This window comes from Amycolatopsis sp. NPDC004747, assembly GCF_053601335.1.
Genome location: NZ_JBSGBQ010000012.1, coordinates 134532 through 147844 on the forward strand (window position 1 = coordinate 134532; position 13313 = coordinate 147844).

General features: G+C 73.1%; 12 protein-coding genes and 1 pseudogene. 9 read left to right on the plus strand and 4 right to left on the minus strand.

What is annotated here, in order from left to right; genetic code table 11:
* Positions 1 to 236: 236 nt before the first annotated feature.
* The gene (locus ACWEGE_RS21130) at positions 237 to 383 is read right to left on the minus strand and encodes a hypothetical protein (RefSeq protein WP_449662140.1); all 147 of its coding nucleotides are present in this window, start codon (positions 381 to 383) and stop codon (positions 237 to 239) included.
* A complete protein-coding gene (locus ACWEGE_RS21135) occupies positions 380 to 1711 on the minus strand; it encodes a wax ester/triacylglycerol synthase domain-containing protein (RefSeq protein ID WP_449662141.1) in 1332 nt (443 codons plus the stop codon). Before ACWEGE_RS21135 ends, ACWEGE_RS21130 begins: the two co-directional genes overlap by 4 nt.
* Before the next feature lie 547 nt (positions 1712 to 2258).
* Here ACWEGE_RS21135 and ACWEGE_RS21140 point away from each other — a divergent pair.
* The 8 genes from ACWEGE_RS21140 (at position 2259) to ACWEGE_RS21175 (ending at position 8943) form a co-directional block, all read left to right on the plus strand.
* Positions 2259 to 2900: a phosphoribosyltransferase gene (locus ACWEGE_RS21140; RefSeq protein ID WP_449662142.1), complete on the plus strand. Its 642-nt coding sequence runs from the start codon at positions 2259 to 2261 to the stop codon at positions 2898 to 2900.
* Positions 2901 to 3107: 207 nt separating this feature from the next.
* Positions 3108 to 3542 carry a nitroreductase family deazaflavin-dependent oxidoreductase gene (locus ACWEGE_RS21145; RefSeq protein WP_449662143.1) on the plus strand — a complete coding sequence of 145 codons (435 nt, stop codon included), beginning with the start codon at positions 3108 to 3110 and terminating at the stop codon, positions 3540 to 3542.
* Between the two features lie 257 nt (positions 3543 to 3799).
* The gene (locus tag ACWEGE_RS21150) at positions 3800 to 4273 is read left to right on the plus strand and encodes a nitroreductase/quinone reductase family protein (RefSeq protein WP_449662144.1); all 474 of its coding nucleotides are present in this window, start codon (positions 3800 to 3802) and stop codon (positions 4271 to 4273) included.
* Positions 4274 to 4470: 197 nt separating this feature from the next.
* The gene (locus ACWEGE_RS21155; protein WP_449662145.1) at positions 4471 to 4929 is read left to right on the plus strand and encodes a hypothetical protein; all 459 of its coding nucleotides are present in this window, start codon (positions 4471 to 4473) and stop codon (positions 4927 to 4929) included.
* Between the two features lie 18 nt (positions 4930 to 4947).
* The gene (locus tag ACWEGE_RS21160) at positions 4948 to 6330 is read left to right on the plus strand and encodes an MBL fold metallo-hydrolase RNA specificity domain-containing protein (RefSeq protein WP_449662146.1); all 1383 of its coding nucleotides are present in this window, start codon (positions 4948 to 4950) and stop codon (positions 6328 to 6330) included.
* A gap of 427 nt (positions 6331 to 6757) precedes the next feature.
* Positions 6758 to 7123 (plus strand): hypothetical protein, encoded by a 366-nt coding sequence (locus ACWEGE_RS21165; RefSeq protein WP_449662147.1) that lies wholly within the window; start codon positions 6758 to 6760, stop codon positions 7121 to 7123.
* A gap of 240 nt (positions 7124 to 7363) precedes the next feature.
* Positions 7364 to 8017 (plus strand): LiaF transmembrane domain-containing protein, encoded by a 654-nt coding sequence (locus tag ACWEGE_RS21170; protein WP_449662148.1) that lies wholly within the window; start codon positions 7364 to 7366, stop codon positions 8015 to 8017.
* A gap of 272 nt (positions 8018 to 8289) precedes the next feature.
* Complete coding sequence (locus ACWEGE_RS21175) at positions 8290 to 8943, plus strand: hypothetical protein (protein ID WP_449662149.1); 654 nt, start codon at positions 8290 to 8292, stop codon at positions 8941 to 8943.
* A 263-nt stretch (positions 8944 to 9206) separates the two neighbouring features.
* Here the strand turns inward: ACWEGE_RS21175 and ACWEGE_RS21180 are convergent.
* Positions 9207 to 9422 (minus strand): annotated as a pseudogene (locus tag ACWEGE_RS21180) (MFS transporter); the annotation flags it as partial.
* A 140-nt stretch (positions 9423 to 9562) separates the two neighbouring features.
* Between ACWEGE_RS21180 and ACWEGE_RS21185 the strand changes: the two are divergent.
* Positions 9563 to 10936, plus strand: a complete 1374-nt coding sequence (locus tag ACWEGE_RS21185) for a DUF998 domain-containing protein (protein WP_449662150.1) — start codon at positions 9563 to 9565, stop codon at positions 10934 to 10936.
* Here ACWEGE_RS21185 and ACWEGE_RS21190 read toward each other — a convergent pair.
* Complete coding sequence (locus tag ACWEGE_RS21190; RefSeq protein ID WP_449662283.1) at positions 10931 to 13243, minus strand: heavy metal translocating P-type ATPase; 2313 nt, start codon at positions 13241 to 13243, stop codon at positions 10931 to 10933. The genes ACWEGE_RS21185 and ACWEGE_RS21190 overlap by 6 nt on opposite strands.
* Positions 13244 to 13313 lie beyond the last annotated feature (70 nt).

A 13313-nucleotide genomic window follows, 5' to 3' on the forward strand; every position in this document is an offset into this window, starting at 1 on the left:
TCCACCTCGGTCGCCACGGTTTCGCGGAGCCGCCGGCGGCAGTAACCGAGCACGATCGGCCGCAGCAGGCGGAACAAGGCTTTGGCCGCCGCCGGGTCACCGGCCGTCGCCCGCCGGACGAGCTCGGTGTCCGGCGGCGGGAGGCGCCGGCTGTCGCGGTGTGCCGGTGTTTCCACGTTCTTCCCCCCGAGCAGCCGCCTCCCCGCGCCCGCCGTCCGCTGCCGGGCGCGGACGGCTCACTGGATCCGGTACGGCTGGACGACTTCGGTGCACCACGTCCCGGGATCGGGCCGGGCCTCCGGAGACGTCAGGTCGACCTCCCAGGCCGCGCCGGCCAGCTCACCGTCGTGCTCGTGCGCCGGAGCCGAAAGACCATGCCTCACCGGGATTCCCGGCCCACCAGCGCCAGCTCCGCCGCCAAGCCGTCGGCGAGCACGCCGAGGTCGGGACACCGGGCGGCGTCGGCGAGCACCGAGATCACCAGGCTCCCGGCGTAGGAGAGCGCTTCGAAGAGCACCGTCATGTTCCCGCTCGCCCCGACGCTGAGCGGAACGGCTTCGGTGACCGGGACACCGCCGAACGTCACCGGCCCGGCCGGGCCGCGCACGTGGCTGACGAGTGTGTGCATCCGGCGCTGGTGGTCCAGGTACCACCGGTAGAAGCCGAGCGCGGCCAGCGGCCGGAACAGCGCCCCCAGCACGGCGATCGGCGGCGGCCCGGTCGCGGCCGCTTTCGAGGCGCGGACCCGGGCCGCGACGAGGGCGAGCCGCCCGGCCACGTCGCCGGTACCCGGGACGGTGACCAGCAGCGGGCTGACCGCGTTGCCGAGGTGCGAGGCATCCGCCGCCGCCCGGCCGGACACCGGCACGCCGATCGCGAACGTCCGGACGTCTTCGTGGCGCGCCCGCAGCAGCCGGTGCAGGGCCCCGGCCACGGCGACCAGGACGGCGTCGTTCACCGAGGCCCCGTGCCGGTGGGCGGCAGCCCGCAGCGGCGCGAGTTCGGCCCGGACGACCGCGAGCCGGCGGCGGGAGCCCGCCGGCCCGAGCAGCGAACAGGGGGCGGCGCGCGGCGGGTGCAGGCCGCCGGCAGCCGCGGTCGACGCGACGAGGGCACGCACGGCCGGCCCGATCCGGCGCACCGACCGCAGCCGGCCGGCCAGGGCGTCCCGGCGCAGCGCCGCCGCACCCGGCCACGAGCGGGGGAACGGGACCGCGCCCGCCTCGGCTCCGCCGTCGACCAGCCGGGCCAGGACGGCGAGGCCGCCGACCCCGTCCGCGAGCACGTGGTCGAGCACGACGACCAGCGCCGCTTCCCCGCCGGCCAGCCCGGTGAGGAAAGTCGCCGACCACGGCGGGGCATCCCGGGACAGCGGCACCGAAACCAGCGAGAGCACGGTGTCGAGCACCGCTTGCCGATCCCCCGGCGGCGCGCACACCGCCGGCCGGACGTGCCGGCGGACGTCGAACCCCGGGTCGTCGGCCCAGATCGGGCCGCCACCGCCCCGCGGTGCCGGCACCAGCCGGCGACGCAGGCGCGGGACGGCCGGGACGCGTTCGCCGATGAGCTGCCGCACCCGGGCCAGGTCGAGCCCGGCCGCCCGGCCGAGCAGCAGGAGGACACCGAACTGCACCGGCCCGCCGTCGCCGGTGCCCATCGCGAGGAAGGCGCGGTCGGTGGGACTCGCGCGGTCGACATCGATCCGGTTCACCACCCCAGCCGACCCCGGCGATCCCCGGACGGGACAGGGCCGGAAGTCACCGCCAGGGAGCTGAAGGCGCCTTTCGCTCACGCGTCGATCCGCCGCAGGCCGGCCGGCCCGGCCAGCATGACCGCGCCGCCGGCGCCGAGCAGCACCAGCCGATCGGCCGGGATCCCCGGCGGCAGCGCACGGAGGCCGGCGAACACGCCAGCGAGGGCGATCGAGACGAGCAGCGATCCCTGGATCCCAACGGTTTCCGGACTGCCATGGCGCCATCCCCTCGACTTCGTCGCCCACCCGCGATCCGCCCGGCGCCCCATCGCCGCGAGAGCCGAAAGTCCCCGTCCCATCCCGACCGCCGCGGTTCCCCACCGCGAACCTGCCATCACGTTCAGCGCGACGACGTCGGAGTGGCTTCCGATGTGCTGCCCGAGCCGCTGACGACTCCGGAAGCGCATGGAGGACTTTGTGCCACCGAGGCCGTGACTTCCAGCCCTGCTCGGCCCGGTCGCCGACCGGACAAGGTGCTGGGACGGCCGACTGCGGGAGGCGAAGGATGCGGTTCCGGAACCGGCGGGAAGCCGGCCAGACCCTGGCGGCGCGGTTGCACCACCTGCGCGGACACGACCCGGTCGTCCTCGGCCTGCCCCACGGCGGCGTCGCCGTCGCCCGCGAGGTCGCCGACGCGCTGCACGCCCCGCTGGACGCGCTGCTGGTGCACAAGCTCATCGCGCCTCGGCGCCCGCACCTCGTCATCGGCGCGATCGGCGAGCCGGACGTCGTCGTGAGCAACCCGGCCACCATCCGGGCGCTCAAGGTCACGCCGGCCGAGTTCGGCCGGGTCGCCCGCTCGGCGAAGGCCGAACTCGCCCGGCGAACCGCCCGCTACCACCCGGACGGCCCACCCCTGCAGGTTGCCGGGCGGACCGTCGTCCTGGTCGACGAAGGCATCACGACCGGCGCCACCGCGCGTGCGGCGATCCGGGTGCTGCGGGCCAGAGGGGCCGGCCGGATCGTCCTCGCCGTGCCGGTCGCGCCCCTCGATGTCCTGCGTTCGCTCGCCACCGGCGTCGCCCAGACCCTCTGCCCGGTCCCATTGCGACGCAAGAGCCCCGTCGGCGACTGGTACACCGACTTCGACCGGATCGACGACACCGAGGTCCTCGCCCTGCTGGCACGGGAGCCGGCCGGGACCTGAACGTCCCGGCCTTGAGGCAGGGGCCACGGCCGACTGCCGAGGCCACTCGCGGAGGCGACCAGTCCACCGGGAGCCGGCACGCGGTGGGCGCCGTCCTTCGGTCCGAGGTCCTCCTGCCCCTGCTCGCGAGACCTTTTCCCCTGGCCGCCCGAGTCCCGCGGGGATGTAATCGGGAAGTCCGGCCAAGGTTCGGGAAGGGAGCACACCGTGTCCACAACGGAGCCTGCACGGACGGCGAACCGGCACCGCTCGGCGAAAGACACCGTCAGGCAGTTCAACAAACACGTCCTCAACCCGGTGATGCTGCTGCCGGCCGGGCGCAAGCACTGGTACGCCTCGGCTCTCGAGCACGTCGGGCGCCGCTCGGGTCGCCGGTACACCACGCCGGTGGTCGCGGGCCGTACCCCGGACGGCGGCTTCATCGTGCCGCTGCCCTACGGCACCGAGGTCGACTGGCTGCGCAACGTCCTCGCCGCGGGAACGGCCACCTTGCGGTCCCGGGGTGTCACCTACCAGGTCACCGACCCGCGGGTCGTCGACGCCGACGCGGCGTTCACCCAGGTCGCACCGAAGTACGCCCAGGCGTGGTGCCGGTTCGGCATCACCCGTTACCTGAAGCTCTCGATCGGCCGGGCGCACTGACGTGATCCGCAACCGCCGGAGGAGGCGGGCCGTGCTCGCCACGCCGGCGGCGTCCTCGTGGTCGCCGGGGCGCTTGTGATCGCGGTCCTCCTGGACCGCACGGCCACCCCCGCCACCGCCTCGTCCGCCTCGGCTCCGATGACGAACCACTTCTGAGCCACTCGGCGTCACTTCCACCGGCCCAGGCGGAACGGCCGGACCGACGCCGTTCGGCCGCTGCCACGACTGACAACCCGGCGAACGCAAGGAGAACGGCGATGAGCGACACCATCACCCGGCGGATCCCACCACAACGGCTGATCACCGCCATGAATTCCCTGGTGCGAGCGATCGCAGGCTCGCGCCTGCACCGCCTGCTCGACGCGAACGTGCTGATCCTGCACCTCACGGGCCGGCGCACCGGGCGGCACTACGACATCCCGGTCGGTTTCGCCGACCTCGACGACGCCCTGCTGATCGTCACCCAGCACGGGTGGCGAGCCAACCTGCGGGACTCCACCGAAGTGACAGTCACCCACCGGGGGTTCACCCAGCAGATGCACGCCGAACTCGAGGAGGAACCGTCCACAGTGGCCGGCCAGCTGAGCAAGGCGATCGCGCAGCTCGGCCGCACGGACGCGCAGCGTCGCTTCGGCCTGACCCTGCCGGCCCACCGGGACCCGGACCCTGCCGAGCTCGAGGCGGTCGTCCGCGAGTACTCCCTGGCGACGATCACCCTGCGAAACGCCTGAGCGGTTGCCGAGGCGAACGCCCGGCACGCCACCTCGGTCGTGGTGCGTACCTGGTGCGCACCCCCTCGTGACGGCCGAAAGTCCTCACCGGCCCGGGCCTTCGCCCCATCGAAACCAGGGCCTCCGGTCCCACGGAACCGGGGCGGTCGGGCCCTCGTCACCCGGCCCTGACCGGGGGAGCCTGGATCCTGACGAAAGTGAGGCACGCCATGGACAGCCACTCCTCTCGCGGATTCGCTCCGGCAGTCACTGCCGAGCCGACGTCCCTGCTCCGCAACCGCCGCGACCGGCTCACCCTGCGGCCCGCCGACTTCGTCGACCCCCGCTACGCCGACATCGGCGACCAGCGCCTCGCCATCGCGCTCACCGGCGAAGACCAGTCCGAAGAAGACGGCCTCAACCCACTGGAGCGCATCACCTGCCGCACCCACCGCCGCTGGCTGCACGACTGCGTCGCCTCTCCGCTGCACGTCGTCGTCATCACCGGCACCCGCTGGTGCCGCACCTGCGAGTGCGCCCTGAACGTCGCGATCGACCAGCTGGCCGGCGACGTCTCGGTGCACTGTCCCTCCTGTGGTGAGACACCGGCCACCCACGCCACCCGCCAGCTCGTCCGCGCCTGCCGCGCCAGCCTGGCCGCCGCGCACGACCACTGAGGCCACCGGAGGTCCTCGATGCCGCAGCCCGCACTCACCTTCTTCGGCGGCGCCGGGACCGTCACCGGCAGCAAGTACCTCGTCGAGGCCGGCGACGCCCGGGTGCTCGTCGACTGCGGGCTGTTCCAGGGCCTGGCGAAGCTCCGCCGCCGCAACTGGGCCCCGATGCCCCACGAGCTCGCGAACGTCGACGCCGTCGTCATCACCCACGCCCACCTCGATCACTGTGGCTACCTGCCGGTCCTGGTCAGGTCCGGCTGGCACGGCCCGGTGTACGTCACGCACGGCTCGGCCGGGCTGGTGCCGATCGTGCTCCGGGACAGCGCCCACCTCATGACGGCCGAGGCCGCGCACGCGAACACCTACGGCTGGTCGAAGCACCGCCCCGCGTTGCCGCTGTACGACGAGAACGACGCCGCGAAGGCGATCCGGCTGCTGAAGCCGATCAGGTTCGGGGAAGTCACCACCGTGGGGCCGGGCGTCCGGCTCGAGTTCGGCCGCGCCGGGCACATCCTCGGCTCCGCGTGGGCTCACCTGCGCGCCGCCGACGGGCGCGGCATCGTCTTCAGCGGCGACCTCGGCCGGCCCGCCCACGGCGTTCTCCGGCCGCCCCAGCCCCGGCCCGCGTGCGACGCCCTCGTGCTGGAATCCACCTACGGCGGACGGACCCACGACGACGCCTCCGCGCTCGCGACGTTCGCCGAAGTGATCCGCCGGACCACCGCCCGCGGCGGCAGCGTCCTGATCCCCGCCTTCGCCGTCGACCGCACCGAAGTCGTCCTGGCCGCGCTCAAGAAGCTGACCGACCGCCGCGCGATCCCCGAGCTGCCGATCTTCGTCGACAGCCCGATGGCGCTCGCCGCGCTCCGCGTCTACCGCACCGCCATGAACGAGCGGTGGCCGGAGATCCGCACCGACCTCGGCGCCGGCGACCCGCTCGACCCCGGCCACCTCGTCGAGCTGCGCACCACCGAAGACTCCATGCGGGTCAACGACCCGGTGATGCCCTCGATCATCCTCTCGGCCTCCGGCATGGCCACCGGCGGCCGGGTCCTGCACCACCTCGAACACATGCTGCCCGACGACCGCCACACCGTCCTCATCGTCGGCTACGCCGCGGCCGGCACCCGCGCCCGCAACCTCGCCAACGGCGCTCGGGAGATCAAGATCCACGGCCGGTACGTGCCGGTCCGCGCCGAGGTGGCGCAGATCGACGCCTTCAGCGCCCACGCCGACGCCGACGAGCTGGTCCGCTGGGCCTGCGCCGGCGAACCGCCCGGAACGATCCACCTCGTGCACGGCGAACCCGAAAGCGCCGAAGAGCTGGCATCGCGCCTCCGCACAGTGCAACCCGGCATCCCGGTCTCGATCGCCCGTGACCGCGAACGGGTGCTGATCTAGCGCTTTCGAACTGACTTTGTGCTTCCCCGACAGGGACTTCACCCCCTACGGCAAGCCGGCCGAGGCGAGGACCATCAAGACCGAGGGAGCCGCCAGCGGCCCCCCTCCCCCCGGCAGCGGGCTCCCTCGCACGGAACGGTGGTGACGGCCCGGGTCGCCCCCTCCCCGCCACCCGCCGCCACCATCGTTTCCGGCGGCCGGGCCGTCCACCACCATCCCGTTCGCGGCTCGCCGACGGTCTCGAGGTCCGCCACCCGAAGGGCACAAACGCCGTGGAAACCGGGAGGATCGGTCCATCAGCACTCGGCTCGCGTGCGGGAAAGAGCCTTCGGCCTTCAGCGGTCACCACGAAAGTCCCTGTTCCGCCGGCGTCCTCGCGAGGGAAGGTTGCGGTCCGGAGTTCGACGAACGGGACGGGGGCACGAAGGTGACAGCACGCGGCGATGGCAGCTGGCGACAGAGCACGTTGATCACCCATCACCTCGATCACCCGCCGCAGGTGAAGGCCATCGACGACGAGCTGTACGCGATGCTCGGCGAAAACGGGCGCAGTGGCTACGAAGCGGCGATCGAGGCGGAATACGCCCTCCCCGGTGAAGAGGTTGACCACCACGCCTTCGGTGACGGCGTGCTCAGCCTGATCACGGACCCGCGCACGAGGCGCCTGACCCACCTCGTCTACGGCGGCTGCACGGCCCACCAGATCCGCCGGGACCTCGTCGATCGCGGCCTGGGCTCGCTGGGCATCACCTGGGTGTACCCGCCGAAGACCGTCCTCGACGATGACGATTAGGGCCCGGTGACAGCGACTTCGCACCGGCCACGGGGGCCGGCCAACCCGGCCGACCTATCCGGACCGGGCACTGACGGCGGATGATCTCGGAGGACGCCACGCCCGACGGGGATCACGTGTCCGCAGTGGATCACCCCGCCCGGCGATCCCTGCCGCAAGTCCTGTGAACCAGGGGCCTTTTTCCCTACGGTCCGGCAGTGCCGTGCGCCACGGTGACCCAGGGGGTGCAAGGAGGTCACGATGAAACTGGTAAGGAGCTGGATCGGGCTCGTTCTGCTGGTACTCGGGGTGTTCGGGATCCTCGACGCCGCCGGGGTCGCCGGCTTCGAGGTCACTGCCGGACGGTGGTGGCCGGTCGCCATCATCGGGTTCGGCCTGGCCGTGCTCTGGTCGCAGCGGCGGCTGACGTTCGTCCCGGCCGTCATCACCGTCGTCGGCATCGCGCTGCTGGCCGGGCAGCTGCAGTGGACCGACAAGGACCTGTTCTGGCCCGCCATGCTGCTCGTCATCGGCATCGCGGTACTCGCCGGGCTCCGGCGCCGGCCTGCGTCACCGCGCGGCGAATCGATGGTCGTGTTCGGCGGCGCCAAGGCAGTCGACCGTTCAGCGCACCTCAAGCACGCCGACGTCTCGGCCATCTTCGGCGGCTCCACCCTCGACCTGCGCCAGGCCCACATCGACGACCAAGCCACCGTCGACGCCTTCGCCCTCTTCGGCGGGGTCGACGTGCTGGTACCGAAGGACTGGCGGGTCGAGCTCGGCGGCCTGCCCATCCTCGGCGGCTACGAAGACAAGACCACCGGCGACGGCTCGCTCGCACCGGACGCGCCGCTGCTGAAGGTCAACGCCACCGCCGTCTTCGGCGGGGTCAAGGTCGCCAACGAACCGAACTGACCCGCGCCACGGAACCCGGAGCCGGCACCGCCGACGATGTCCTCGCCGGCGGTGACGTTGGTCCCTTGCGCCGTGCGTGAGCTGATTCCGAAGCTTGTCGTATGACAGTCGCAGGCAAGTTCACGGGTGTGGCAGGTCTGGTGTCCACGGCAGCTGTGGTGTACGCGGCCTGGGTGCGGCCTCGGCTGATGCGCTGGGGTGCGACCGATGCGGAGGTCGCCGAACCGTATCCCGGTGCCGGCCTGGTCCCGGGCGGGAAACGGGGAGCGACGATGGCCGTCACGATCGAAGCCCCGCCGGACGCGGTGTGGCCGTGGCTCGTCCAGCTGGGCGGGGACCGCGGCGGCTGGTACTCCTGGGACCGGCTCGACAATGCCGGCCGCCCGAGTGCCCGGGAAGTCCATCCCGAGTGGCAGGACCTCGGCCTCGGCGACACCGTGAAGTACTGGACACGCCGCCATGGCCCGGTGGACGCCTGGGACGTCGCGGCGCTCGAACCGAACCGGTTCCTGGGACTGCACGGGTCGAGTGATCTGCGAGGCCGCCGGCTCGATCCGACGCAGCCGCGGCCGGCGGCCTACACCGAAGGACTCTGGGGCTTCTTGCTGAACGAGTTGCCCGGCGGGCGCACGCGCCTGGTCATCGGCGGTTACGAGGTCTTCCGCCCGCGGTGGTTCGGAGCCGTCGCCTTCTGGTTCGCTCCCTTGGTCGTCTGGATCATGCAGGCGAGGATGCTGGCGACAGTCAAGCGGAACGTCGAACGCGCAGCTGCCGTGCCGAGTTCAGCAGGCGCGGACCTCAGGGAGCCAGTGGCCGAGCCGTCGCCGGCCGATCGTGGGCGCCCGGTGGGCGGTGTCAGGCGGGATCGGGCGGTGGACGGTCAGCCCGCACCCGGGCCGGCACCGACTCCGCCCATCGCCGGATGACCTCGCCGTCACGCAGATCCCGGCGGACGCGATCCCCACGCCTCGGCGGATCGACACCGCCGAACACGGTGACCGCGAGCGGGCTGAGCCAAGCTCGTTTGGCCAAGGCCCGGTTGAGCCGGCGGCGGGACGTTCGCGCGCGAGTCCCCCTCAGGGCTCGAGGCATTCGGGAATGGAGTCCACGGCACCGTCCGGGCGTTCGGTGTGACCGGCCGGGTCGTAGGTCTTGACCCAGCGCACCGACGGGAACTGTTGAGCGTCCGCCCGGACGCGGCGAACGCGATCTGCGCCGAATTGGCTGTGCTCAGCCCGAGTGAGTCGTGGAAGACGTACACGGCCAGCTGCAGCGCCGGTGCGAGCCCGCCGCCCAGGTAGCCGAAGGCCCAGCCGCGGGTGGACACGCCGTCCCGCTCGTCGGCCGTGGCGATCTCCGGCAGGAACGAGTAGTAGATCACCACCGACGTCCCGTACCCGAGGTTGCATGAGTGGCCGGACCCGGACGGGATAGAGGACTTGTGGCGTCGAAATGGCGACTTCCGGCACCGGGGCGGTGCCGGACTCCTCTGTCCCGCGACGTCCGGTTCACCGCATGCTGGGCTCGGTACAGGGAGGGGTTCGCATGCGCGGGTCCTACCGGGCTCGACCGGGGGCGGCCGGATTGTTGCTGGTCGCCGGCGGCGCGTACGCGCTGTGGCTGCTGGAATTCGTCCTGCCGACCGGCCTGGATCCGGTCCGCAGCTTCGTCAGTGAGCACTATCCGGTTTTCCAGCCTTACCAGCAGCTGTTCCGTGCCGGAGACCTGATCGCCGGAGCCGCCTACGTGGCGGCCGCCTACCTGCTGCGGCGGCGGCTGCCGCCGGCTCGCTGTGCGGTCGCGCTGCGCCGGAGCCTCGTCGTGTTCGGAGCCGGCACGGTGCTCGATGCGGTGTTCGTCCCGGACTGCGTGTCCACTGTGGATCCGGTGTGCGAACGTCTCGAGTTCACCGGGCAAGTGTCGTGGCAGCACCTGGTGCATCTGGGGTCCAGTGTCGTGACGCAGCTCGCGGTGGTCGTCATCGCGTTCGCGACCTTGCGGCTCGCCGGCCGGTACGGCAGCCAGGGCGACCGGCGGCTGGTCCGTGTGCTGTTCACGATCTGGGCCGTTGCCGGCCTGGCGTGCGTCGCGGCCTACCCGTTCGGGTGGCCGGGACTTCCGCAGCGAATCCAGCTCCTCGTCATGTCCGCCGCCACGGCCGCCGGAGCGATCCGCTGCTTCCACCGCCACCACACTCCGCCGCCCCGCAGCGGAAGCCGCCCGCCGGCGCTCGTCGGCACAGTTCGGCGGGCAGCGCCCGGTACCGGGCCAGTAAGTCAATTGCCCGCCGCAGCGTCGTCCGGCTCGTCGGGGCGTGCAACGCAGGCACCGCGCCCGCCAAAGCGGCGCACTCATCGGTCGGACGGAGTTCCGGCCGGTGTCGCGGCGCCGCGGCGCGATGGCGTTGCGCCAGCCGGTGGCCTCGCCGCCGAGCGCCATGAACACTTCTCGGGCGCGCGGTTCGACGAACGCCGCGACCCGGCCGGGTTCGTCGACGACCGGGACGAAGGACGGGGGTTCGCCGCGCCACCAGCGGGCGAGGTCCCGTCCGGCCGCCACCGTGAACCGCAGGGTCTGCGCCGGGACGTCGCGGTCGAGCCGCCGGGCGAGGGTGCGGCCGCGCCGCCACCCGTCGATGACCGGTGTCTGGGCCACCACCGCGGCGATGGCCGGGTCGTCGGCGAGCACATGGCCGCCGCCGAGAGAGGTGCCCCAGAGCGCGATCCGCTCCGGATCGATCCCGGGGCAGGGTGCGGGCGTAGGCCACGGCGGCGCGGTAGTTCCTCGCGCTGCTCACGGACGTCGATCACCTGCCGCGGGCTGCGCACGGCACCGGACGCGCGGCAGTTCCGGGCCAGTACAGGTCCGCGGCACACCGTGCCCCGGCGACCGGGAACGACACCTCGTGCCGCGTCATGATCGTGCTCCGGTGGGTTCGGTGTCCGAGGCCAGCGCGAAGTAGTTCTCCTCTTCCTGGACGAAGTGCAGGCTGAGCACGGAGTAGAGCCCGTAGAGGCCCGACAGCAGGTCGTCGACCTGTGCGGGGTCGATCCGGCCGCCGGCTTCGGCGAGCCGGAGGTGGTGGGTCAGGCGGCGGGTGAGCCGTTCGATCTCGGCGTGCGCCCGGCTCATCGTGGCGGTGGCTTCGTCGCTGCCCAGCGGCGTGGCCAGTGCCGGGTAGAGCTGGGTTTCCTCGGCCCGCTCGTGCGGCAGCAGCCGCTCGACCAGGAAGGTGTGGACGCGCTCGAGTTCGGCCAGCGCGGCCGGGGTCGCGCCGGTTTCGGCCAGCAGGTTCGCCGCGTCGCGCACCATCGGCAGGCTGCCGCGCAGCTCGTCGTGTTCGGCGGCGAACCGGTGCAGCAGCTGCTCCGTGGCCGGTGCCAGCGCGATACCGCCGGCGGGTGTGCCCCGCAACGCCCGCAGCGCGTTGAGGATGACCGCGACGTCGATGCCCTCCTGCAGCAACGCCCCGGCCGCCGGCGGCAACCAGCCCACGGCCGCGACGGCCATGGCGACCAGGGAAAGCACCATGCCGGTCGCGGCACTCTGCACCGCGATCCGGCGCGCGCGGCGGGCGATGTCCATGGCGTCGGCGAGCCGGTCCAGCCGGTCGGTGGTCAGCACGACGTCCGCGGCCTCCGACGACGCGGTGGAGCCCCGGGCGCCCATGGCCACGCCGACGTCGGCGGCGGCCAGCCCCGGGGCGTCGTTGACCCCGTCACCGACCATCACCGTGACGTCCCGTTCGCGTTCACCGCGGACGGCGGCGACCTTGTCCGCGGGCGTCTGGTCCGCGCACACCGCGTCCAGGCCCAGCACAGTGCCGATTTCCTCGGCCGGTTCCCGGCGGTCGCCGGTGAGCATCACCAGCCGCCGCAGCCCGGCCGCGCGCAGCCGCCGCAGGGTACGCGGGGCGTCGCGGCGCAGCGGGTCCCGCAGCAGCACGGCCCCGGTGAGCTCGCCGTCGACGGCCAGCCACGCGAGGGCGGCCCCGTCGAGACCGGCGCGGCCGCGTACCGCGGTCGCCCACGCCCGGTCCGCCGGCTGAGCCGGTTTGCCGACCTGGACGTGGCGGCCGTCGACCGTGGCGGTGACACCCCGGCCCGGTTCCTCCACGACGTCACGAGGCAGTGACAGGGACAGGCCACGAGCACGGGCTTCGGCGGCGATCGCCTCGGCCAGCACGTGCGGCGACAGCTGCTCCGCCGACGCGGCCAGCCGCAGCACCTCGGCGGCTTCCCACCCCGGTGCCGCGGCGATCTCCACGACCGCCGGTTGGCCGGCGGTGAGCGTCCCGGTCTTGTCCAGCACCAGCGTCCGCGCCCGGCCGAGCGTTTCCAGCGCACCGCCGCCACGGATGATCACCCCGAGCCGGGACGAGCGCGACAGGCCCGAAACGATCGCGACCGGCGCGGCCAGCAGCAACGGGCACGGCGTGGCCACCACCAGCACGGCGACCGCGCGTTCCAGGGAGCCGCTGAACGCCCACGCCAGCCCCGCCAGGACCAGCGACAGCGGCAGGAACCAGGCGGCGTAGCGGTCGGCCAGCCGCACCACCGGCGCGCTCTCCGCACCGGCCTCACGCGCGAGCCGCACGATGCCCGCGTAGGTGCTGTCCTCGGCGGTCGCGGTGGCCCGCAGCTCGAACGCCGGCCCGGCGTTGACCACACCGCTGCGCACCGGGTCGCCCGCGGTGCGCTCCACCTGCATCGGCTCGCCGGTGAGCACCGACTCGTCCAGCACCGCGGCGCCCTCGAGCAGCCCGTCGGCCGGGACGACCTCGCCGGGACCGACCACCAGCACGTCACCGACCGCGACTTCGGACAAGGGCACCACCGACACCGCGTCACCGCGCCGCAGTCGTGCCGACCGGGGCGCGTGCTCGAGCAGGGCCCGCAGGTCGTGCGACGCGCGCCGCTCGGCCGCGGCGTCCAGGGCGCGTCCGGTCGCGAGCATGACCGCGATCAACGCCCCGGCCAGGTACTCGTGCACCACCAGCGTGCCGCCCAGCGCCAGGACCGCGATCAGGTCCACCCCGGCCCGCTTCTGCCGCAGCGCCGCGACCACCCACCACACCGCGGGCACCACGGCCACCACCGTCCCGGTCACCCAGCACACGTCGGCGAACCCGCCGGCACCGGCCAGCCGGCCGACACCACCGGCGAGCAACGCACCGACGGTGACGACCACCAGCGCCGGTTCCGCCCTCCTTCGCAACCAGTGCATCCGTGAGGTCGCGTCGTTCTCGATCACCGAAGTCCTCCCGCGGCGGGCCACTCGTTTCTCCCATCCGACC